Consider the following 21349-nt stretch of genomic DNA (forward strand, 5'->3'; position numbering starts at 1 on the left):
AGAACCCCCACGATCAGCGGGACACAGTGGGCCCCGCCTCCACTGCCGCCGGCGTGTCCGTCGGCAGGACGGGCGGCGGCAGGAACAGCAGGACGCCGCGGAGACCGTCGACAACCGCGAGGGGCAGCGGGCAGCGCGCGGCCAACTCCTCCATCGACGCGTACGGGCCGCGTACCCACCGGTCCATCGCCACCTGCCGGCGTTGCGCGTCGGTGAGCCCGGGCAGTGTGGCGAGCACGTGGTCGGGTACGGCGTTGATGTCCACGAGCCCGCCGTCGTCGAAGGCGCGGGGCAGGTCGGGGCGGCCGATCGCGAACTCCAGACGCGCCGAGGGATAGAGGTGCAGCAGGTTGCGCGCCTGCTCGCGGCGCACCCGGCGCTCCTCGTCGCGTGCCTGCGCCATCTGCGGCCGACCGGTGATCCGCCCCCAGACCCACCGGTTGAGCAGGACCACGTGCAGGGCGCCCACCAGCCAGCAGAGGCCGATCACGCCGAGCCCGAGGAACGCCTCGGCCGCCGAGTCCTCCTTCTCCAGGTCGTCGGTGGCGATCATGAAGACCAGCAGCACCGCGGTGACGAGATAGCCGACGGCCGCGAGGCCGAGCCGTCGACTGCGGCGCCGCACCGCGTACGCCAGCATCACCAGCCAGGTGCCGGTGCCGAACGAGAGCAGTGGCAGGAGGGTGCCGGCGACGGTGGCCGTGGTGCTCACCCACGTCGGCAGCGGCTGCCGCTCCCGGCGCGGCTGGTCGACCGCGAACGGGGACGGCTGTCCGGTGGGCAGGCCGGCCAGAGCGGGGTACAGCGGCGAGGGCAGATCCGCGTACGGCGGGACGGCCGCCTGGGGCAGCGGGCCCGACGCTTGGGGCGACGGGCCCGAGGCCCGGAGCGCTGGGGTCGCCTGGGGCGGTGGCGTCGCCTGGGTCGGGACGGCCTGGGCGGGCGGTGGTGCGGAGGGCGGTGCGGCCGGGGCAGCCGGATGTGAGTCGGCGGACGGGTGCGCCGGCACCCTGTTCTCCGCCTGCCGCGCGGCGGAAGCCGAAGCTGGCCACCCTGTTTCCGGGACGCCGGCGGTGAGGGTCGGGTCGGCGCGCAGGATCCGACCGTGCAACTCGCGTAACGCCTCGCCGGGCCCGATGCCGTATTCCTCCCGGAGCAGGCTGTCGATATCCCGGTAAGCGGCCAACGCCTCGGCCTGCCGTCCGCTGCGGTAGAGCGCCAGCATGTACTGGTGGCGCAGCCGCTCCCGGACCGGGAACTCGGCCACCAACTCGACCAACTCGCCGACCAGCTCGCGGTGCCGCCCGCTGTCCAGTTTCAGCTCCGCGCGGGTCTCCAGGGCGACGGCCCGCAACTCCACCAGGCGGTGCCGGGCAGCCTCGAACACCGCACCGGAGAAGCCGGTGAACGGCTCCCCGTGCCACAGGTCCAGAGCGGCGGTCAGCTCGGCGAGCGCCTGCTCCGTGACGCCGGACTCGTGCCGCCGCCGGGCGGCCTGGACGCCCCGCTCGAAACGGACCGCGTCCACCGCCTCGGGATCCACGCGCAGCAGATAGCCGGCGTCGGTCAGGCTGAGCACCTGCCCCGGTGTACGCGGCGACCGGTCCGGCTCCAGCACCCGGCGCAGCCCGGCGACGTACTTCTGCACCACGTTGGGGCCGTTCGCGGGCGGATCGTCCGGCCAGACCGCCTCGACGATCTGCCCGGTGGCCACCGGACGACCCGTGGAGAGCAGCAGCACGGCCAGCACCGCACGCTGCTTGCCGGGACCGAGGTCGATTTCACGGTCGGCGTACCAGGCCCGCTGAAGCCCGAGGATCTCGAAACGCAGCGTTCCTGACATGCGAATTTCCGCTCCTGACACCCCCGACGATCGCCGGACGGCAGTGCCCGGCAGCCGGACGGCAGCATATCGGCAGCGGTACCGCCGTGCCCGCCCACAACATGGTCATCGGCACAAGCCACGCAGCGAGAAAGAGAAATGTGATGACACAGGCAACGGGCAGCGCGAGCACCATCCGACGGACGATGGGCGTGGTCACTGCCATGCTGGCCACGACCACCCTGCTCGGTGGGTGCGGGCCCAAGAGCGAACCGGCCTCGGCACCGCAGAGCGGCCCGAGCGCCAGCCCGACCGTCGACCCGAAGCAGGCGCTCCTCGACGCCGTCCCGGACGGCACCGAGGGGACGTTCAAGTTCAGTGGCAAGGACTCCTCCAACACGCACAGCGGACGGGTCGACCCGGCTTCGAAGGCTGTCGAGATCAACACCACTGGCGCACCGGGCTCCGATGGCATCACCACGAAGATGTCGTTCCTGCTCATCGGTGAGGAGGTCTGGCTGAAGGCGAAGTTCAGCGGCCAGCCGGGCCTGCCGAAGTTCCCGGACAAGTGGATGAAGCTGGACCGCACGAAGCTGGCCGAGAGCGACACCATCCCGGCCTACGACGGTGCGGACCAGGGCAACGCCGGCCCGCTCATCGAGGCGGCCACCTCCGTCAAGGAGCAGAGCCCCGGGCAGTACGCCGGGGTCGTCGACGTGAGCACTGGCAACGCGGCCCAGGTGCTGGAGGAGGGCGAGGCGGCAGCGCTCGGCGAAGCTGCCAAGTCGGTGCCGTTCACCGCAGTTGTCGACGCGGACAAGCACCTGACCTCGCTGACGCTGAAGATCCCGGCCGCCGGCAAGGCGAAGGCGTACGACTACGTCGTCACCTACGCCGACTACGGCACCTCGCCGAAGATCAGCGTGCCGACCGGTTCCGCCGCGACGAAGGCTCCGGCGATGGCCTACGAGATGCTGAACGGCTGACCCACGACGCAGGAGGGCGGCGGCCACACGGGGGGCCGCCGCCCTTCAGTCGTTCATGGGCGCGCGCGTGCATCAGCGGCCGAGGACCGAGCCCCCGTTGACGCCGAGGACCTGACCGGTGACGTAACCGGCGGCCGGGCTGGCGAGATAGCGGACGGCCTCGGCGATGTCGTCCGGCAGCCCGGCCCGCCCGACCAGGGTCGCCGCGACCCGCTTCGCGTGCCCCTCGGCGGTCATCCGGTCGCCGAAGAACTCGGTCTCTGCGACATAGCCGGGGCTCACCACGTTGACCGTGATCTGGTCCGGGCCGAGCTGAGCCGCCAGGTCGTACGCCCAGCCGTGCAGGGCCGCCTTCGCCGCCGAGTACGCCCCGCCGCCGCCGCGCTGAGCGGCGATCGAGCTGACCAGGATCACCCGCCCGCCGGGGCGACGCAGTGCCGGCCGCAACGCCTCGGTCAGCAGTACGGCGGTGAGCACGTTGGCGTCCAGGTTGGCCCGCCAGTGTGCGGCTGTCCCGGCCAGGGTGCCGGTGTCCCCGCCCAGGTAGCCGCCCGCGTTGTTGACCACCACGTCGACCGGCCGAGCGTCGACCGCCGCGAGCACCCGGTCGAGCTGCTCCGGGTCGGTCAGGTCGGCGGGGACCGCGTTGACAGCGTTGGCCCGACCACACTCGGCGGAGATCCGTTCGGCGGCGGCCGACAGCACATCCGACCGCCGGCCGACGATCAGAACGTCGTACCCGTCCCGAACGAGCGCCTCCGCAACGGCGGCCCCGATCCCGGTCCCACCCCCACTGACAACAGCAACCCGAGAGTCCATCTCCCCCAGCCTCCCCTCCGCGACAACACCCCGTCGATCATGAAGTTATCGCCATCCGCCGCGGCGTGTCGTGGCTATAACTTCATGAACGACGGGGGCAGAAGGGGGTTGGGGTCAGCGTGGGGGGCGGAGGGTGCGGGTCAGGTGGGACAGGCGGGGGGCCAGGCTCGTCAGGCCTCCTGGGAAGAAGTAGACGGCCAGGATGAAGACAGTGCCCAGGACGAACAGCGGCTGGCTCAGCGGGTGGCTGAGGACGGCCGGCAGGTTGTCCACCGCGTCGCTCGTGCCGAATGCGGTGAGCCGGTGGTCCAGGTACATGTAGAGGACACCGCCGAGCACCGGCCCCCACCTGGTGCCCGGCCCGCCGAGCACCACCATGACCAGCAGCGACAGGGTCAGCTCGGAGGACGTGATGTGCGGCGACGCGCCGCCGACGATGAGGACGTAGACCACCCCGCCCGCCGACGCCAGCCCGCCGGCGAGGGTGAACGCCACCAGCTTGTAGCGGTACGGGTCCAGCCCGAGCACACCGATCCGCCGCTCGTCGTCACGCAGCCCGGCGAGCACCCGACCGGTCGGGGAACCGCTCACCCGGTGCACCACGAAGACCACCAGCGTCAGGTACGCGAGCGCCAGCCAGTACAGGTTGACGGTGTTCGTCACCCCCACCAGCCCGGCGGGCAGCCCGGACACGTCCAGCGGCAGACCTTCCTCGCCACCGGTGAGCCCACCGAAGTCCCGGGCCACCAGGATCGCGCCGACCTGGGCGAAGGCCAACGTGACCATGGCGAACGCGATGCCCACGGTGCGCAGCGCCACCGCGCCGAGCAGCGCGGCGAGGATCGTCCCGCCGGTGATGGTCAGCAACGCCGCCTGCCACAGCGGCAGACCGGCCCGGGTGATGAGGATGTCGGTGCCGTACACACCGGCCGCGAAGTACAGCGCGTGCCCGAAGGAGAGCATGCCGGTCCGGCCGAAGAGCAGGTCGTACCCGGCCGCCAGACCGCCGAAGATCAGGCAGATGGCGAGCAGTTGCAGGGTGCCGGGCGAGTTGACCGGCCCCTCGAAGATCCCCGGCAGGGAGATCGTCGAGTACGGCAGGATCGCCAGCACGACCAGCGCGACCAGCGGCAGGAACGGGCGGACCCGGTGCCACCGCCCCCGCTGCGGGGTCAACTCGTCGGGCACCTGCGCGGGAGGCGCGTCGATCACCGTCATGCCGTTGCCACCTTTCCGGCGATGCCCTGCGGGCGCAGCAGCAGCACCACGGCCAGCAGCCCGACCACGCAGATGTCGCCCAGCCCGGACGTGCCGTAGTAGTTGACGAACTGCTGAACCAGGCCGACCACGACCGCCGCGTACGCGGAGCCGACCACCGAGCCCATCCCGCCGATCACCACCACGATGAACGCGAAGATCAGCAGCGAGCTGCCCTGACCGGGCGAGACGGTGCCGAAGTAGACCCCGCCGAGCGCACCGGCGAGCGCGGCGGCCGCCCCACCGATCGCGAAGACCAGCGTGAACGCCTTGCGGACGTCGATGCCGAGGGCGGTCACCATCTCCCGGTTCTCCACCCCGGCCCGGATCACCAGGCCGTACCGGGTCCAGCGCAGGAACGCCAGGATCGCGCCGAGCACCAGCACCGCCGCGATGATCAGCAGCAGGCCGCCGTTGGGCACCTGCGCGCCGAGGATCCCGGTCACCTGCCGAGTCCAGTCGGGGCGCGGAAACGGGCGTGCGTCCGCGCCCCAGGTGGCCTGCAACAACGCCACCCCGGCCAGGGACAGGCCGACGGTCACCAGCACCTGCTCGATGGTGCGGGAGTAGAGCGGGCGGATCAGCACCAGCTCGACCAGGATCGCGACCAGCGTGCCGGCGGCCACCCCGAAGGCGACAGCGAGCACGAAGCCGAACCCGTCGGAGCCCGCGCCCGGCAGGTTGCCCGCCGCCCACCAGGTGCCGTACGCGCCCACGCCGAGGAACAGCCCGTGCGCGAAGTTGAGCACGTCGGCCAGACCGAAGACCAGGGACAGGCCCGACGCGACCAGGAAGTACAGCGCCGCCAGGCCCAGCCCGGTCAACGCCAACAGAATCACGGTCCCCATCAGTGGGACACCTCCGCCGAGCCGACACCCAGCAACGACCTGGTCAGCGCCGTCTCCAACAACAGCTCACGGGCGTCGCCGGTCCAGGCCACCTTGCCGGCGGCCAGCACCACCGCGTCGCGGGCCAGTCGGCGTACGACGGCCAGGTTCTGCTCGACGAGCAGCACCGGCACCGACTCCGCGACCCGTTCCAACACCTCGGCCACCTCGGTCACCACCTTCGGCGCCAACCCCTTGGTCGGCTCGTCGACCAGCAGCAGCCGGTTGTCGTTGAGCAGCACCCGCCCGATCGCGAGCATCTGCTGCTGCCCGCCGGACAGCGAACCCGCCCGTTGCCGTCCGCGCCGGTCCAGCTCCGGGAAGAGCGCGAAGACCTTGTCGTACGCCGGGCTGGTGCCGCGCCGCTCGGCGAGCCGCAGGTTCTCGGCGACGGTGAGGCCGGCGAACACGCAGCGGTCCTCGGGCACGTAGCCGAGCCCACCGCGGACCAGTCGGTGCGTGCGCTGGGCCAGCAGGTTCTGCGCACCCATCCGGATGGTGCCGCGGACCTCCCCGGCGGGTGGGGTGAGGCCGACGATCGCGCGCAACGTGGTGGTCTTGCCGACGCCGTTGCGACCGAGCAGGACGGTCACGCCGGTCGGGGCGACCGCGAAGGACACCCCCTGGAGGATGTGCAGCCCGGAGATCCGGACCGACAGGTCCTCCACAGTGAGAACTGGTTCCATCAGGCCCGCCTCCGTTCGCGACTGCGGGGCTCGCAAACCCGGCTCACTCCTCGCGCTCACAGCGACTCCCCCAGGTAGGCCTCTTGCACCGTGGGGTTCGCCATCACCGTCTCCGGGGTGTCGCAGGCCAGCAGCGCGCCGTGGTGCATGACGGCGATCCGGTCGGCCAGCTCCAGGATGACGTCCATGTGGTGCTCGACCATCAGCACCGCCCGGCCGCTGTCGCCGGTCAGCGACTTGATGACGGCCACCAGTTCGGGGATGTCCTCCGCGCTGACGCCGGCCATCGGTTCGTCCAGCAGCATCACCCGCGGTTCACCGGCGAGCAGCAGGGCAATCTCCAACTTGCGCTTCTCGCCGTGGGCCAGGGTGCCGGCGAGTGCCGTACCCCGGTGGGCGAGACCGACCCGGTCGAGCGCCGCGTCGGCGGCGGCGGCGACCTCCCGGTCGGCCGCCGCCCGCCGCCACAGTGCCATCGAGCCCCCGCGGTGCGCCTGCACGGCGAGCCGGACGTTCTCCCGCACGCTGAGCGAGCCGAAGACCGAGGACGCCTGGAAGGTACGGCCCAGTCCGAGGCGGGCCCGCCGGTGCGGCGGGAGCGCCCCGATGTCCTGACCGTCCAGAACTATCCGGCCCTCCGTGGCCCGGCGCAGGCCAGTGATCAGGTTGAACAGTGAGGTCTTGCCGGCGCCGTTCGGCCCGATCACGCCCAGGAACTCCCCGGGCGCGAGGTCGAGGTAGACGCTGTCGACGATGGCGACCTCACCGATCCGCCAGGTCAGACCGCGGGTGGCGAGCATGGGTCAGCCCTTCATCGCCACGGCCGGTGGCGCGGACTCGTCACCGGTGAGGCTCTTCTGCGCGGTGGCCGTGAACTCGGTGCCGCTGCCGGTCAGCTTGGCCTGGAACATCGGCTGGAGCAGCGCGTGGTCGGCGGCCCGGATGGTCATCTTGCCCTTGACCCCGTCGAAGCTCCAGCCCTCCAGGGCGGTGACCATCTTGTCGACGTCGTCCCCGCCCTCCTGCGCCGCGCGGACCACCATCTGGGCGGCGGCGAAGCCGTCCGGGTGGAACAGGTCGATGGTGGTGACCTTCGCCTTCAATGCCTTGCTGGCCTCGGTGTCGCTGGCACCGTCGAAGTAGTGCGACAGGAAGGAGATCTTGGCGCCGGCGGTGCCGAAGGTCTGCCACGAGGCGCGGATGTCCAGGCCCGTGACGACAGTGGTGGACGAGAGCACGCCCTGCTGGTCGAGGGTCTGCCACATCGCCGGGGCGGTGGTGCCCGCCCAGGCCACGAACAGCAGGTCCGGCTTCGCCGCCTTGATCTGGCTGGCGAACGGGGTGAACTCGGTGGCGCTGGCCGGCGCCCGGACACTGCTCACGGTGGCGCCCGCGCTGCCGATGACGGCCTTGACGGCTGCCTCGTTGGCGTCACCGAACGCGCCGTCCTGGGCGAAGACCACGACCTTCTTGCCGGCCGGGTCGCCGATGAACGACTTGGCGGTCACCACGTCCTGGTAGGACTGCCGGCCGGAGCGGAACGTGTACTTGTTCGCGCCGGTCACCGCGTCCGTGGCGGCCGGGCCGGAGATGAACAGCACCTTGTTCTGCGCCGCGATGGGCGCGACCTGGAGCGCCACGCCCGAGGCGGTGGAACCGGCAATGATCTTCGCGCCCTTGCCGATCAGGTCCTTCGCGGCGGAGACCGCCTTGGCCGGGTCGCCCGCGTCGTCGACCTCGGTCAACTCGATCTTCCGGTCACCGACCTTGCCGGTGCCCTTGGTGGCGAAGTCCAGCCCCGCCTTGAAACCCTCGATGTACTGCTTTCCGTAGCTGGCCAGGGCACCCGACTGGGAGTACACCAGGCCGACCTTGACTGGCGCGGCGTTGTCGCCGCCGCCGGTGGCGGTGTCCTGCGGGCTACCACAGGCCGTGGCGGCCAGCGCCGCGGCCATCATCGTGGCGGCGGAGAGGAACACCCGCCGCGTCGTCCGGACCGTCATTGCGACTCCACATGAGGACTCGGAGGGAGAGAACTTCTTCGTGACGGCTCACGCTAGAAGTGACGTCACCCACGAGCTATGTGGCGGAAACACACAAGTAACAGGAATGAGGTGGCCGGGGGTTACAACGGGCCGCACGGTCACCGGAGAGCCGGCGTTCCCGGTGGCCTGAACCTCCACGGACCACCCGAGGTCTGTGTCGCCTCGCCCCATCTGCCCCGATCGGTCAACCACAGGGACCGTCGTGGGCCGCCGGGCGCGGGCAGCGCAGATGACCGTCGAGCAGGCGAAGATCGCGTCAACTTCCCTGTTGTTGCTGTCTCAACCCGCCGCAAGGCAGCAACATCGGTGAAGTTGCTGCCGCGTCCGGACCCCGGATGTGTCGCTGGCCCGCCGTCCGGGTGGCGGACGGCGGGCCAGCGGGTGGGCCGGGCGTGATCGGCCCGGCGGTCGGCTCGGAGCGGATCAGCTCCGGGCCGAGGTGGGCTCGGTGGCGGCAGGTTCCCCGCCGACGGGGCAGAGAGGTCAGTTTCCGGCTAGGGCGGCGACGGCGGTGTCCGGATGGTCGCTGAAGACGCCGTCCAGGCCCAGGCCGAGGAAGAGTTCGTACTCGGCGGTGATGTCGCCGCGCGCGTTGGGGTCGGTGCCGATCCGGAAGTCCACCGGGAGGAACTGGTTCTCCGCGCGGAACGTCCAGGAGTGCACGAGCAGCCGCTCACGGTGCGCGTCGCGCACCACGTTGGTGGGGGCAAGCAGGGCGCCGGTGGCGTCCCGGGGCACGAGCAGGTTCTTGTTCGCCCCGATGCCGTCGGCGTACCCGGCGATCCACTTCAGCCCGGCTGGCGTGACGAGGTCCTGGTAGCTGCGGGTGTCACCGGCGACGGTGAAGTCGTACGGGCGGCCGGCGGCGTCGAGCAGTTGGACCAGCTTCACGTCGGTGATCCGGCTCAGCCGTCGCAGGTTGGCCGTCTCGAACGACTGGATGAAGACCGGCGAGTTTCTGCGGTCCAGCTTGTTCTGCCGCAGCACCCGCAGCAGCGGCTCCTCCAACGGCAGGCCGATCGACGTGAAGTAGGTCGGGTGCTTGGTCTCCGGGTAGATGCCGATGGTGCGGCCCCGTGTCCGCCCTTCGGTCCGGGCCAGGTCGATGACCTCCTGGAGGGTGGGCACCTCGAAGCGACCGTCGAACGCGGTGTTCGCCACGCGGACCTGCGGCAGTCGTTCCTTGGCCCGCAGCGTCTTCAGCTCGGCCAGTGTGAAGTCCTCGGTGAACCAGCCGGTCACGGCGACACCGTCGATGGTCTTGGTCGCCTTGCGGGCCGCGAACTCCGGGTGCGTCGACACGTCGGTGGTGCCGGAGATCTCGTTCTCGTGCCGGGCGACCAGGACGCCGTCGGAGGTGGACACCAGGTCCGGCTCGATGTAGTCGGCGCCCATCCGGATCGCCAGCCGGTACGCCTCCAAGGTGTGTTCCGGCCGGTAGCCGCTGGCACCTCGGTGACCGATCACGATCGGCCGGTCGTTCGCCCGGGTGCGGTCCGCGCCGGTCGAGGGCTCGGCGGCGGCGATGGTGGGCACGGCCATGGCGGCGGCTGCGAGCAGCACGCCGGCCAGGCCGAGGGTCGAAAGGGTACGTCGCAACGCCGTCTCCTGTCGTCGGGGTGAGCCGCTTCAGGAGACCGCCCCGGATTGGCCGGCAGTTGGTCGAGGGTTGGCCGGGAGGTGAATCTCCGGAATGAGCGTTCCCGCTCCCGGCGACGGGCGGGAAAGGAAGATTGTCTGGTGCGCCGGTTTTTCCGCAACCCCGTGCGGCTGGTGCCGCTGGGGTTCCTGGTGCCGATCCTGCTGGGCACCGGGCTGCTGATGACCCGCTGGTCGACCATCGAGCATCAGCGTCCACCCCTGGTCACCGCGTTGTTCACCGCCACGTCGGCGGTGTCGGTGACGGGGATGGCGATCAACGACACCCCCAACTACTGGTCCGGCGCCGGCCTTGTGGTGATCACCGTGCTCACCCAGCTCGGTGGTCTCGGCATCCTCACGGCGGCGGCGCTGGTCATCCTGGTGGTCTCACGCCAGCTCGGCCTGCGTAACCGGCTGCTGGTGCAGGCCGAGACGGCGGAGTTCGGCATCGGTGAAGTGGGCCGGCTGCTGCGCCGGATCGCGGTCACCGTCTTCGCCTGCGAGGCCGTGATGACCGCTGTGGTCGCCGGCCGCCTCTGGTGGGCGTACGACTATCCGCCCGGACGGGCCCTGTGGTCGGGCGTGTTCCACGCCGTCCAGGCGTTCAACAACGGTGGTTTCGCGCTCTACACCGAGGGTCTGCTGGCCTTCGACCGTGATCCGTGGGTGTCGCTGCCGCTGGTGTTCGGGGCCATCGTCGGTGGGCTGGGGTTTCCCGCCCTGTTCGAGGCCGCCCGGGAATGGCGCAAGCCGGCTGGCTGGGCGGTGGCCACCAAGTTGACCATCTGGGGCAGCGTGGTCCTGCTGCTGCTCGGCTTCGTCGGCCTGCTCGCCGCCGAGTGGACCAACGCCAGCACCATCGGCTCGTACGACGTCGGGGGCAAGGTGCTCGCGTCGTTCACCCAGATCGCGTTGAGCCGCACCGGTGGCTTCAACGTGCTGAACATCGCCGACCTCCAGGAGGAGAGCTACCCGCTGCTGATCGTGCTGATGTTCATCGGCGGTGGCAGCGCCAGCACGGCCGGCGGCATCAAGGTGTCCACGTTCTTCCTGCTCGCGTTCACCATCTGGGCCGAGTTGCGCGGCGAGCCCGACGTGACGGTCGGGCACCGCCGGGTGGCCACCGCGAGTCAGCGGCAGGCCGTGACGGTGGCCCTGCTCAGCGTCGCGCTGGTGACGGCCGGGACCATGCTCCTGCTGCTGCTCACCGAGGGCGTGCGGTTCGTCGCAGCCCTGTTCGAGGTCACCTCGGCGTTCAGCACCACCGGGCTCACCGTCGGTCTGGCCAGCGAGCTGCCGGCCAGCGGCCAGCTGGTGCTGACCGTGCTGATGTTCATCGGCCGGGTCGGGCCGCTCACCGTCGGGTCGGCGATCGCCCTGAACACCCGGCGCAGGCTCTACCGCTACCCCCAGGAACAACCCATTGTCGGCTAGGAGCGAGGAGGGTCGAGGTGTCGGCGAGACGATCGGACGGCGGCGGCATCGTGGTGATCGGGTTGGGTCGCTTCGGCTGCCATCTGGCCGCATCGCTCAACCGGATGGACCGCGAGGTGCTGGCCGTCGACCGCAACCCGGATCAGGTGCAGCGCTTCTCGGCGCAGCTCGACCGGGTGGTCCAGGCCGACGCGACGGAGGACGGTGCGCTGCGGCAGCTCGGCGTCACCAGCTTCGGCCGGGCGGTGGTGGCCATCGGGGCGTCGGTGGAGGCGAGCGTCCTCACCGTGCTGGCGTTGGTCGAGCTGGGTGTGCCGCAGATCTGGGCGCGTGCCACTTCGCAGAAACACGCCAAGATCCTGTCGTCGGTCGGCGCGCACCATGTGATCTTCCCGGAGGCGGAGACCGGCGAGCGGGTGGCGCACCTGATCGTCAGCCGGCTGCTCGACTTCATCGAGTTCGACGACGACTTCGCCATCGCCACCGTCCGGGTGCCGGAGTCGCTCGTCGGGCGCACCCTGCTCGATCTGCGCCCGGAGGAGCGTTCCGGGGTCCGGGTGATCGGCGCGAAGGCACCTGGTGAGCGTTTCCGGTACGCCTCGGACGACACAGCGCTGGCGCAGGGTGGGCTGCTGGTCGTGGAGGGTGGGATCGACCAGGTGCAACGGTTCGCGGGGCGACGCTGACCGTCACTTCTTACCGCCGTGCCCCTTCCCCTTGCCCTTTGTCACTTTCCCGCTTTTCCCGGACCACCACCCGGCCCTTTGCCCTTGCCGGGCTTCTCAGGCTTGGCCTTGGGGCCACCCGAACCCGGGCCGCCGCCAGCTGTCGCCGCCTTCGGCGGGGCCTTGGGTTGGGTCTTCGTCGTGGTGGTCGCCGTGCTCGCCGGGGCGGTGGACGGCGTGCTGCCGGCCACCCCGGAGACGCGTACGCCGCAGGCCACGTCGCCGAGCCGGAACTCGACCGGCAGCTGGTTCGCCCCGCTGTACGTGCCGGTGAGGGTGAGCTTCTCGGCCGCGCCGGGCGCCAGCGTGGTGCGCTCGGCCACCGGCCGGACCAGCACGGTGTTCCCCTGCTGCTGCACCGGCGCGGGCTCCGCCTTCGTGACGGTCTGCTGACCGGGGAAGGTGAAACTCATCGCCCAGTCCCGCAGCTCACTCTCACCGGTGTTGGTCAACGTCAGCTCGGCGGCGAAGTCGGTGCCGGAGTCCGTGCGCAGCGCGTACGCCACCTCGCACGGCACCTTCTCCGGCAGGCCCATCCGGGCCTCGGTGGTCGGCCGGCCCTCGCCGCTGGCCGGGGTACGCGAGGTGAAGCCCCACATCACGCCGGTGACCGCGATCAGCCCGACGGCAGCCACCCCGGCCTCCACCCGCCGACGACGGCTCACCCGCTGGCGGACCCTCTGGTTCCGCTGGCGGGTACGGGAGATCGGCAACGCGTCGGTCTCCGCCGACCAGGGCAGGATCGTGGTGCCCGCGCTGGCGAGCGCGGCCGGGTCCAGCGGCCCTCCGGCCGGGGAGACCGGCACCGCCGCCAGCATCCCCGCCGCGTCGGCGAGGGTCCGGGCCACCTCGGCGGTCGCCGGCCGGTCCGCGGGTTGCTTGGCAAGGCAGCGCCGCACCAGGTCGGTCACCTCGTCGGGCAGCCCCGGCACCTCCGGCATCGGATCCGGGTCGGTGTACATGTGCGCCCGCAACATCTGGGTGGTGGTGCTGGCCTGCCACGGCAGCCGACCGGTGAGCATCCGGTAGAGCAGCAGCCCTACGGCGTACACGTCGGTGGCCGGGGAGACCTGACCGTTGTCCAGCCGTTCCGGGGCGAGGTACGCGGGGGTGCCCAGCAGCGTGCCGTCCGGCCCCTTCTCGCTCTCCCCCACCAGCGCGGAGATGCCGAAGTCGACAACCTTGACCCCGGTCGACGTGAGCATCACGTTGCCCGGGGTCACGTCACGGTGCACCACACCACGGGCGTGCGCGGTGGCCAGCGCCGAGCTGACCTCCGCGCCGATGGTCATGGCCTCCCGCCAGGGAAGCTGGCTCTCCCGGCCCAGCCGGCTGGCCAGGGAGGTGCCGTCGATCAGTTCCATCACCACGTACGGCACGGTCAGCCCGACCTGCTCGGACTCGCCGTAGTCGTACACGTTGGTGATGTTGGGGTGGCAGAGCCGCGCGGCGGCCTGCGCCTCGATCCGGATCCGGTGGCGGAAGGCCCGGTCGCTGGCCAACCGGGAGGCCAGTACCTTCACCGCGACCTGGCGACCGAGCACCTCGTCGTACCCGCGCCAGACCACCGACATGCCGCCCGCGCCGAGCTGCTCGATCAGCCGGTACCGCTGATCGAGCAGTTGCGCGCCGTTCCGGTCCCCACCACCCATGGTGTGCGTTGTTGCCCACAAGCAACCGACCTACACCCGGAGGATCGGAATCGGTCAGGATTGTCACTCGTTCAGGCGGTAGCCAGCAGTTGGTCCACCGGGGCGTAGTCGTCGGTCAACACCATCGCCCCACCGACGAAATCCGTCAGCTCCGCGCCGGACAGCAGGCTGACCTTGGGGTCCACCTCGCTCAGTCGGGTGCGGACGGCGTCCAGCGGCAGCGGCGCGTCGGAGCCGACGATGAGGAAGTTGGAACCCTGCTCCTCGGCGAGCGCCTCCGGCGGCGCGATCAACGCGACGTGCCGGAACTCGGCCGCCACGGTGGCCAGCTCGGCGCGGATGAACCGCAGCGGTGGATAGTCGATGACGTTCTGCACGTACACGCCGCCGGGGCGGGTGACCCGCCGGACCTCGGCGGCCATCTCCCGGGTGGCCAGGTGCCAGGGCACCACCAGGTGACCGAACGCGTCACCGACCACCAGGTCGCGGCTGTCCGTCGGCTCGCCGACGACCAGCATGCGGGCGTCGCCCACCACCGTCCGCAGCTGCGGCCCCGGGCGTACGCCCAGCTCCCGCTCGCCCAGCTCGACCAGCCCGCCGTCTATCTCGAACACGACGTTCTCGGTGCCCGGCCGGGTCGCGGTCAGGTAGGTCGGCACGGTGAACCCGCCGCCGCCCAGGTGCAGCGCGTCCAGCCGCTGACCGGCCGGCGCGGCGACGTCGGCGACGGCGCCGATCCACTTCGTGTACGCGTACTCCAGGTGTTTCGGGTCGGCGAGGTCCACGTAGGAGTGGTGGGCCGAGTTGAGCAGCAGCGTCCGTCCGGTGGGCCGGTCCGGGTCGGCGGTGACCCGGGCGCAGTGGTAGGCCGTCTCGATGTCGCACGGGTTCGGCGCCACGGTGGTCAGCCCTGCCCCGACCAGGCCGAGCACGGCCAGCGCGGCCCGGGTCCGGGCCGGACCGGGCAGCTCGGTGGGCTCCTGCCGGCGCAGGTACCAGCCGAGGCCGAGGCCGACCAGCCCGAGCGCGACCGCGAGGGTCAGCAGGATGACGGTGCTGCGCAGCGCGGCGACCAGCACGAAGCCGGTGAGCAGGGTGGCGGTGATGCCGCCCAGCGTGCCGATCCCGGAGAGTCGACCGACCACCTGGCCGGTGCGGCGCAGGTCGGCGAGCTGGAGCTTCACGACCAGCGGGGTGACGGCCGCCAGCAACGCGGCCGGCACGAACACGGCCAGAGCCACCAGCAGCAGGATCGCGCTGGCCGCGCCGCCCCGCAGCACCTCACCGGCGTACCGGACGACGGGCAGGGTGATGGCGGTGGCGATGCCGGCCAGCACCAGCGCCGGTGCCAGCAGGCCACGCGGGTTGCGCCGGTCGGCCAGCCAACCACCGGACCAGGCCCCGTAGGCGATAGCGGCCAACGCGATGCCGATCACCGAGCTGGTCACCTGGAGGGTCACCCCGACGTAGGGGCCGACCAGGCGCAACGCGACGGTTTCCAGCACCAGCACGGCGCCGCTGGAGAAGAAGACCAGGAAGGCGGCCAGGCCGTTGGGCAGCGCCCGGCCGGTGACCGCAACGGGCGGGGCCGAGGACGCCGGCGGGGCCGCTACGTCGGACGGTGGGGTGCTCATCGTCGCGATGGTACGCAGCGAAGCTGGTGCTCCGGGTCAGTACATCGAGAGATGAACATGGTTCGTGTGGGATGCGGCGGGGCTGCCGCTGCCGCTGTACGAACGCCACCCCGTGCCGGGGTGCCAGATCTGCCTGTACCAGATCACGTAGAGCACGCCGAGACGGTCGGCGTTTCGCACGTGCCAGGCGGCGAGGCTGTCGCCGTACGCCTTGTCGCCACCGGTCGCGTTGCGATCCTCGAAGCCGTTCGTGGCGGCCGCGAAGTCGCAGGCACGCCCCTTCGGGTGCTCGCCGCCACCGCCCTCGCGCTTACAGGAGACGTGCCGCTTGTAGCCGGCCGCCTGGGTCTGCTTGAGCGCGTTCAGGGTGCGCGGGGTGATGCAGCCGGAGGTGGTCGGGTCCTTCACCGAGCACGACTCCGACGGCCAGGACCCGTCCGAGTTGCGCGGGGCCGGCTTCGCCGAGGTGGAACTGCCGCCGCTGAACCCGTTGCTGCTGCCCGAGCTGACCTCGGCGAGCGCCGCCTCGGCCTCCTTCTTCTTCTTCGCCATCACGGCGAGCTGCTTCTGCTGCTCACGGACCTCGGCGTCGATGGCGATCTTGGCCTGCTGCGCCTGCTCCCGAGTCTCGACGAGGTCACGCAGCCGCTTGCTGTCGCGCTGGGCCATCATGTCGAGGTCGCTGACGCGTTCCAGGAACGCCTGCGGCGTGCTGGTGTTGAGCAGCATGGTCGCCGGGGTGAGCCGGCCGACCCGGTACGACTGGGCGGCCACCTCGCCGACCTGGGCGCTCAGCCCGACCAGTCGACCCTCGACCGCCGCCAACTCACCGGTCAGCGCCGTCTGGCGACGCTTGGAGTTGTCCAGTTTGGCCTTCGCCTCTATGTGCCCCTTGGCGGTCAGCTCCAACGCGTCCTGCAGCTTCTTGCTGCCCCCCTCGCCGGGCTCCGCGTACGCGGGCACGGCGGCACCGCCGAGCACGAGCGCGACGGCGGCGAGCAGAGCGAACAGAGTGCGGCGACCGAGCCGCGGGTGGAGCATGGTCCTGGGCACGAAAGCGTCCTTCCGTCGACCGCCGGCCCCCGGTGAACCACTGCGCGGCGGCGTCCCCGCCGGCGCCGGTCGGCGGCCTGCTGGCGGAGACCGCCGGTCACGATACCGGACTGTGGGCTGCTGACCATCCCCCTGACCGCCGGGCCGCCCAGATGTCGACAGAGCGTCCCAGTGCCATCGCGCAGAGCGTCCAGAAGCCTCGCGCAGAGCGTCCAGAAGCCTCGCGCAGAGCGTCCAGGAGCCCGCGCAGCGCCCGGATCAGGGGCTGAGCAGGGCGCCGCGTACCTCGTCCCAGATCTGCTCGTTGGCCGCGACGAGCAGCCCGCGGCCGTCGTCGGAGGGGTGGTAGTCGGCGCCGTCGAACCTGCGGGCGACGCCACCGGCCGCGCGGACCAGCAGGGTGCCCGGGGCGTGGTCCCACGGCAGGGTGCGCCAGAAGAGCACGAACTGCTGCTCACCGGTGAGGATGTCCAGGTATTCGCGGCCGGCGCAGTGCTGGCCGGGCAGCAGCTCACCGAGGTGTCGACCGCCGGCGCGGACCCGGTCCCGGATCTCCGGCGGCAGGAACTTGGTCATCGCCGCGCCCCGCAGCTCGCCGAGCGGCGGCAGCGAGGCGGTGGTGTCGACCGGTCGGCCGTTGAGCAGGGTGCCGTCGTCCGCCGAGCCCACGGCGAGGGTGTCGGCGAGCGGGTCGAGGATCCAGCCGGCGTTCGGCCGCCCGTCGGTCAGCAGCGACACCATCAGGGCGAACGGCCGGCGACCAGCGGCGAAGTTGGCGGTGCCGTCGACCGGGTCGACCAACCAGACGTCCCCACCGTCGCCCAGGTGGCGCAGCAGTCCCGGGTCGTCGGCGACGCCCTCCTCGCCGACCACCATCGAGCCCGGACGCAGTCGGCGCAACCCCGCCGACAGCAGCTCCTCGGCCCGCTGGTCGGCGACGGTGACCACCTCACCGTGCGCCTTCTCCGAAACGTCCGCGTCGTCGAGCTTGCGGAACAGCGGCAGCACGACCTGGTCGGCGGCCTCCCGGAGCAGGTCGCCAACGTCGTCGAGCAGGGTGTCAGCCACGCGGCGGCAACTTGACCACGCTGACGAAGAACTCGTCGATCTGGCGGACCACCGAGATGAAGCGCTCGAAGTCCACCGGCTTGGTCACGTAGGCGTTGGCGTGCAGCTGGTAGCTGCGCAGGATGTCCTCGTCGGCTTGCGAGGTGGTGAGCACCACGACCGGGATCCGGCGCAGTTCCTCGTCCTTCTTGATCTCTTCCAGCACCTCCCGGCCGTCGCGGCGGGGCAGGTTGAGGTCGAGCAGGATCAGGTCGGGGGCCACCGCGTCGGCGTACTGGCCCTCCCGCCGCAGGTAGGCGAGCGCCTCGGCGCCGTCGGAGACGACGGTCAGCCGGTTACGCAGCTTGTGCTCCTCGAACGCCTCCTGGGTCATCAACACGTCACCCGGGTCGTCCTCCACGAGCAGGACCTCGATCGGGCTCTTGCCATCCGCCGGCGCGGTCATCCCACCGTCTCCCTCATGTCACCCGTTCTACCGCTTTCCGGCGCCCCGTCGGCCAGGTCCGGCCGGTCCGACCCTCCGGACTGCTCCGCCGAGTCTGCCGGATCCTCGTTCGAGGCCGTCGTGTCGCCCGCCGCCAGGGCCGGCGGCGTCTCGGCCGAGTCGACAGCGGCAGCCGCCTGCACGTCCGCCGGGAGCGCCGGCAGGGTGAAGCGGATCGCGGTGCCCTCCGGTACGTCGGTGTCCACCCACACCCGGCCACCGTGGTATTCGACGATCTTCTTGACGATGGCCAGCCCGATCCCGGTGCCCGGGTACGCGTCCTTCGAGTGCAGCCGCTGGAAGATCACGAAGATCTTGTCGGCGAACTCCGGCTCGATCCCGATGCCGTTGTCCTGACAGGTGATCTCCCACTCGGCGCCCACCAACCGGGCCGAGATGTGCACCTTGGGCGCGACGTCCGCGCGCCGGAACTTGATCGAGTTGCTGACCAGGTTGGCCAGCAGGTTGGTGAGCAGCGGTTCCTCACCCGAGATCACCGGCAGGTCCGTCCAGGTCAGCTCGGCGTCGGCGTACTGCCGCGCGGCCTCGGTCTGGCCGGCCACGTCGCCCATCACCTTGTTGAGGTCGACCTCGACGAAACCGGTGGTGAGCCGGCCGATCCGGGAGAACGCGAGCAGATCGTTGATCAGGCGCTGCATGCGTTGCGCGCCGTCCACCGCGAAGGCGATGTACTGGTCGGCCCGCTCGTCGAGCTGCCCGGCATAGCGGCGCTGGAGCAACTGGCAGAAGCTGGCCACCTTGCGCAGCGGCTCCTGGAGGTCGTGCGAGGCCACGTACGCGAACTGCTCCAGGTCACGGTTGGACCGGGTCAGCTCCTCGGCCTGCTTCTGGAGCTGGCTGTTGACCCACTCGATGCGCTCGCGGGCAGCCCGCACCTCGGCCAGGTCGGCGGCGATCTTCTGACGCATCGCGTCCACGTCCTCGCCGAGCCGGATGAACTCCGGCGGGCCGACGGTGGCGATGCGGTGCTGGTAGTCGCCCTCGGCGACCTCGCGGACCTGGATGGCCAGGGCGGTCAGTGGCCGGACCACCATCCGGTCCAGCGAGAGCAGCAGGACCGCACCGGCCACGACCACCACCAGGGCGGCGACGATCAGCAGGACGACCAGCACGTTGCTGCTGGTGCGTACGTTCCTGGCGGTCTGTTCCCGGGCGGCCAGGACCTCCTCCTGGAGGTCGTTGACCGCCGTGCGCACGTCGTCGAACTGCTGCCGTGCCTGCTCGGTGACCAGTGCCTGGCCCGCGCTGGTGCCGCTGCGCTCGGTGGTGGTGATCACCGGCTCGGCGACCGACTGCCGCCACTGCGCGATGCGGTCCTCGACGGTCCGCAGCTCCTGGCTGATCTGCGGATAGTTGTCGAGCAGCCCTCGCATCGAGGCGGTGACGCTCTTCTCCTGGGTGAGCCCTTCCCGATAGGGGATCAGGTCGTCCTGGTCACCGCTGACCGCGTAGCCGCGGATCGCCGTCTCCTGGTCGAGCAACGCGTTGAGCAGCTCCTGGGACTGCACCCGCAACGGGCCGGTCTCGTTCAGGACGGCGTCGATCTGGGTGCGGTTGCGGGCGGCCATCGCCGCCTCCGCGCCGGCCAGGGCGATCAACAGGAAGCCCACCACGGTGAGCAGGCTGATGACCCGGCGGCGCAGACTCCAGCCGCCGACCACCGGCTTCACCGGCCACCACCCCGGCTGACCAGCAGCATGGCCACGTCGTCGGCGAGCGCGCCACCGTTGAGCCGCTCGGCCCGGCCGACCAGCCAGGCCGGCAGCTCGGGCAGCGACACCGACCGGTTGGCCGGCTCGTCGAGCAGCCCGGTCAGCCCCGGCACGTCGAGGCGTTCGTTGCCCGCTCCCACCCGCCCCTCGATGAGGCCGTCGGTGTACATCAGCAGGGACCAGTCATCGGTGTCGAACTCCAGGTCGTAGGCGATCGGCCGGCGGGGTCGTACGCCCAGCAGTCGGCCGCCGGGCGCGGGCACCGGGGCGACCCGCCCGCCGGAGAGCAGCAGCGGCGGCGGGTGCCCGGCGAGTCGGACGGTAGCCCGGTTGGCATCCAGGTCCAGTCGGGTGGTGGCCACCGTCGCGAAGATCTCCTGGAGGCGGCGCTCACTCATCAGGACCTGCTCCAGTGCGGGCAGCACCTCGTCGTCCGGCACTCCGGCGAGCACCAGGGCCCGCCAGGCCACCCGCAGCTCGACGCCGAGCGCTGCCTCGTCCACCCCGTGCCCGCAGACGTCACCGACGATCAGGTCGATGCGGTCCGGGCGGGTCTGCACCACGTCGAAGAAGTCCCCGCCGATCAACGCGGCGTGCCGGCCGGGCCGGTAGAAGGTGTGCACCGCCACCTGGTCGGTCGTCATCAGCGGCTGGGGCAGCAGGCCGCGTTCGAGTCGCGCCGACTCGGCCTGACGCAACTCGACCTCGCGCAGCCGTCGGGCGTTCTCGTCGGCGCGCTTACGCTCAACGGCGTAGCGCAGTGCCCGGGTCAGCAGCACCCCGTCGACCTGACCCTTGACCAGGTAGTCCTGTGCGCCCTCGGCGACCGCCACGACACCCAGGTGCTCGTCCGATCGGCCGGTCAGCACGCAGACCGCGGCGCCGCTGGACATCTCCAGCACCTGGCGCAGCCCGTCCAACCCCTGCGCGTCGGGCAGGCCCAGGTCGAGCAGGACGCAGTCGACGTCGGCGATCCGCTGCCGCGCCTCCCAGAGGCTGGTGGCGATCATCAGGTCGATCATCGAGTTCGTCTCGGCGAGCAGCTCGCCGACCAGGAAGGCATCGCCCTCGTCGTCCTCCACCAGCAGCACCCGCAACCGCTCGCCAGGTGGCAGGTTGGCATGCCGCGCCAGACCGCCGTGCGGGTACGGCACTACTGGGGAACCGGTCAGACCGGCTCCCCGGGTCGGCCGGGTCACCGCCGCGAGGCGCGGGAGTTCGCTGGTGATGTCGGGCTCCTTCCGAGTGCCCTGCTGATCCTGTATTAGACAACGGTCGCACACAACACGATGGCTCCGGCGCGGGCGGGGGCGGTGCGGATCACTGCCCGTCGGATGACGAACCGGGCGGGCGGTCGATGGGGGGCCTACCGGCCGTCCCATCGGTGACCGCTGACGGGCAGGATGGTGCCACCCCAGGCCCC

The 21349-nt window shown here is 71.2% G+C and carries 18 protein-coding genes; 3 read left to right on the forward strand and 15 right to left on the reverse strand.

The window, feature by feature from the left end:
- Positions 1-13: 13 nt before the first annotated feature.
- Positions 14-1843, reverse strand: a complete 1830-nt coding sequence (locus CLT68_RS03365; RefSeq protein WP_099848766.1) for a BTAD domain-containing putative transcriptional regulator — start codon at positions 1841-1843, stop codon at positions 14-16.
- A 143-nt stretch (positions 1844-1986) separates the two neighbouring features.
- On the opposite strand from CLT68_RS03365, the gene CLT68_RS03370 reads away from it, so the two are divergent.
- The gene (locus CLT68_RS03370; RefSeq protein ID WP_143743123.1) at positions 1987-2808 is read left to right on the forward strand and encodes a hypothetical protein; all 822 of its coding nucleotides are present in this window, start codon (positions 1987-1989) and stop codon (positions 2806-2808) included.
- A 72-nt stretch (positions 2809-2880) separates the two neighbouring features.
- Here CLT68_RS03370 and CLT68_RS03375 read toward each other — a convergent pair whose 3' ends face one another.
- From CLT68_RS03375 to CLT68_RS03405, 7 genes are all read right to left on the reverse strand, one after another.
- Positions 2881-3627 (reverse strand): SDR family oxidoreductase, encoded by a 747-nt coding sequence (locus CLT68_RS03375; RefSeq protein WP_099848770.1) that lies wholly within the window; start codon positions 3625-3627, stop codon positions 2881-2883.
- Positions 3628-3741: 114 nt separating this feature from the next.
- Positions 3742-4845 (reverse strand): branched-chain amino acid ABC transporter permease, encoded by a 1104-nt coding sequence (locus tag CLT68_RS03380; RefSeq protein ID WP_099848772.1) that lies wholly within the window; start codon positions 4843-4845, stop codon positions 3742-3744.
- A complete protein-coding gene (locus CLT68_RS03385; protein ID WP_088950297.1) occupies positions 4842-5732 on the reverse strand; it encodes a branched-chain amino acid ABC transporter permease in 891 nt (296 codons plus the stop codon). Before CLT68_RS03385 ends, CLT68_RS03380 begins: the two co-directional genes overlap by 4 nt.
- Positions 5732-6457, reverse strand: coding sequence for an ABC transporter ATP-binding protein (locus tag CLT68_RS03390; protein WP_199176979.1), 726 nt, complete (start codon positions 6455-6457; stop codon positions 5732-5734). The genes CLT68_RS03385 and CLT68_RS03390 overlap by 1 nt, the downstream gene beginning before the upstream one ends.
- Before the next feature lie 56 nt (positions 6458-6513).
- Positions 6514-7257 carry an ABC transporter ATP-binding protein gene (locus tag CLT68_RS03395; RefSeq protein ID WP_088950298.1) on the reverse strand — a complete coding sequence of 248 codons (744 nt, stop codon included), beginning with the start codon at positions 7255-7257 and terminating at the stop codon, positions 6514-6516.
- Positions 7258-7260: 3 nt separating this feature from the next.
- Positions 7261-8460, reverse strand: a complete 1200-nt coding sequence (locus CLT68_RS03400; protein WP_088950299.1) for a substrate-binding domain-containing protein — start codon at positions 8458-8460, stop codon at positions 7261-7263.
- Positions 8461-8985: 525 nt separating this feature from the next.
- Positions 8986-10101, reverse strand: a complete 1116-nt coding sequence (locus CLT68_RS03405; RefSeq protein ID WP_099848774.1) for a glycerophosphodiester phosphodiesterase — start codon at positions 10099-10101, stop codon at positions 8986-8988.
- A 141-nt stretch (positions 10102-10242) separates the two neighbouring features.
- Between CLT68_RS03405 and CLT68_RS03410 the strand changes: the two genes are divergently transcribed.
- Positions 10243-11577 carry a potassium transporter TrkG gene (locus CLT68_RS03410; protein ID WP_099848776.1) on the forward strand — a complete coding sequence of 445 codons (1335 nt, stop codon included), beginning with the start codon at positions 10243-10245 and terminating at the stop codon, positions 11575-11577.
- A gap of 17 nt (positions 11578-11594) precedes the next feature.
- Positions 11595-12263 (forward strand): potassium channel family protein, encoded by a 669-nt coding sequence (locus CLT68_RS03415; RefSeq protein ID WP_099848778.1) that lies wholly within the window; start codon positions 11595-11597, stop codon positions 12261-12263.
- A gap of 41 nt (positions 12264-12304) precedes the next feature.
- On the opposite strand, the gene CLT68_RS03420 is transcribed toward CLT68_RS03415, so the two are convergent.
- The 7 genes from CLT68_RS03420 to CLT68_RS03450 form a co-directional block, all read right to left on the reverse strand.
- Positions 12305-13954, reverse strand: coding sequence for a serine/threonine-protein kinase (locus tag CLT68_RS03420; RefSeq protein ID WP_099848780.1), 1650 nt, complete (start codon positions 13952-13954; stop codon positions 12305-12307).
- A gap of 71 nt (positions 13955-14025) precedes the next feature.
- Positions 14026-15588, reverse strand: a complete 1563-nt coding sequence (locus tag CLT68_RS03425) for a fused MFS/spermidine synthase (RefSeq protein ID WP_088950303.1) — start codon at positions 15586-15588, stop codon at positions 14026-14028.
- Positions 15589-15624: 36 nt separating this feature from the next.
- Positions 15625-16629, reverse strand: coding sequence for a VldE C-terminal domain-containing protein (locus CLT68_RS03430; RefSeq protein ID WP_099848782.1), 1005 nt, complete (start codon positions 16627-16629; stop codon positions 15625-15627).
- A gap of 270 nt (positions 16630-16899) precedes the next feature.
- The gene (locus CLT68_RS03435) at positions 16900-17709 is read right to left on the reverse strand and encodes an inositol monophosphatase family protein (protein ID WP_099848784.1); all 810 of its coding nucleotides are present in this window, start codon (positions 17707-17709) and stop codon (positions 16900-16902) included.
- Positions 17702-18154: a response regulator gene (locus CLT68_RS03440; protein WP_088950306.1), complete on the reverse strand. Its 453-nt coding sequence runs from the start codon at positions 18152-18154 to the stop codon at positions 17702-17704. The genes CLT68_RS03435 and CLT68_RS03440 overlap by 8 nt, the downstream gene beginning before the upstream one ends.
- Positions 18151-19884: a sensor histidine kinase gene (locus CLT68_RS03445; RefSeq protein ID WP_099848786.1), complete on the reverse strand. Its 1734-nt coding sequence runs from the start codon at positions 19882-19884 to the stop codon at positions 18151-18153. The genes CLT68_RS03440 and CLT68_RS03445 overlap by 4 nt, the downstream gene beginning before the upstream one ends.
- Positions 19881-21125: a PP2C family protein-serine/threonine phosphatase gene (locus tag CLT68_RS03450; protein ID WP_486482062.1), complete on the reverse strand. Its 1245-nt coding sequence runs from the start codon at positions 21123-21125 to the stop codon at positions 19881-19883. The genes CLT68_RS03445 and CLT68_RS03450 overlap by 4 nt, the downstream gene beginning before the upstream one ends.
- Positions 21126-21349 lie beyond the last annotated feature (224 nt).

The sequence above is a fragment of the Micromonospora sp. CNZ299 genome (genome assembly GCF_002754415.1).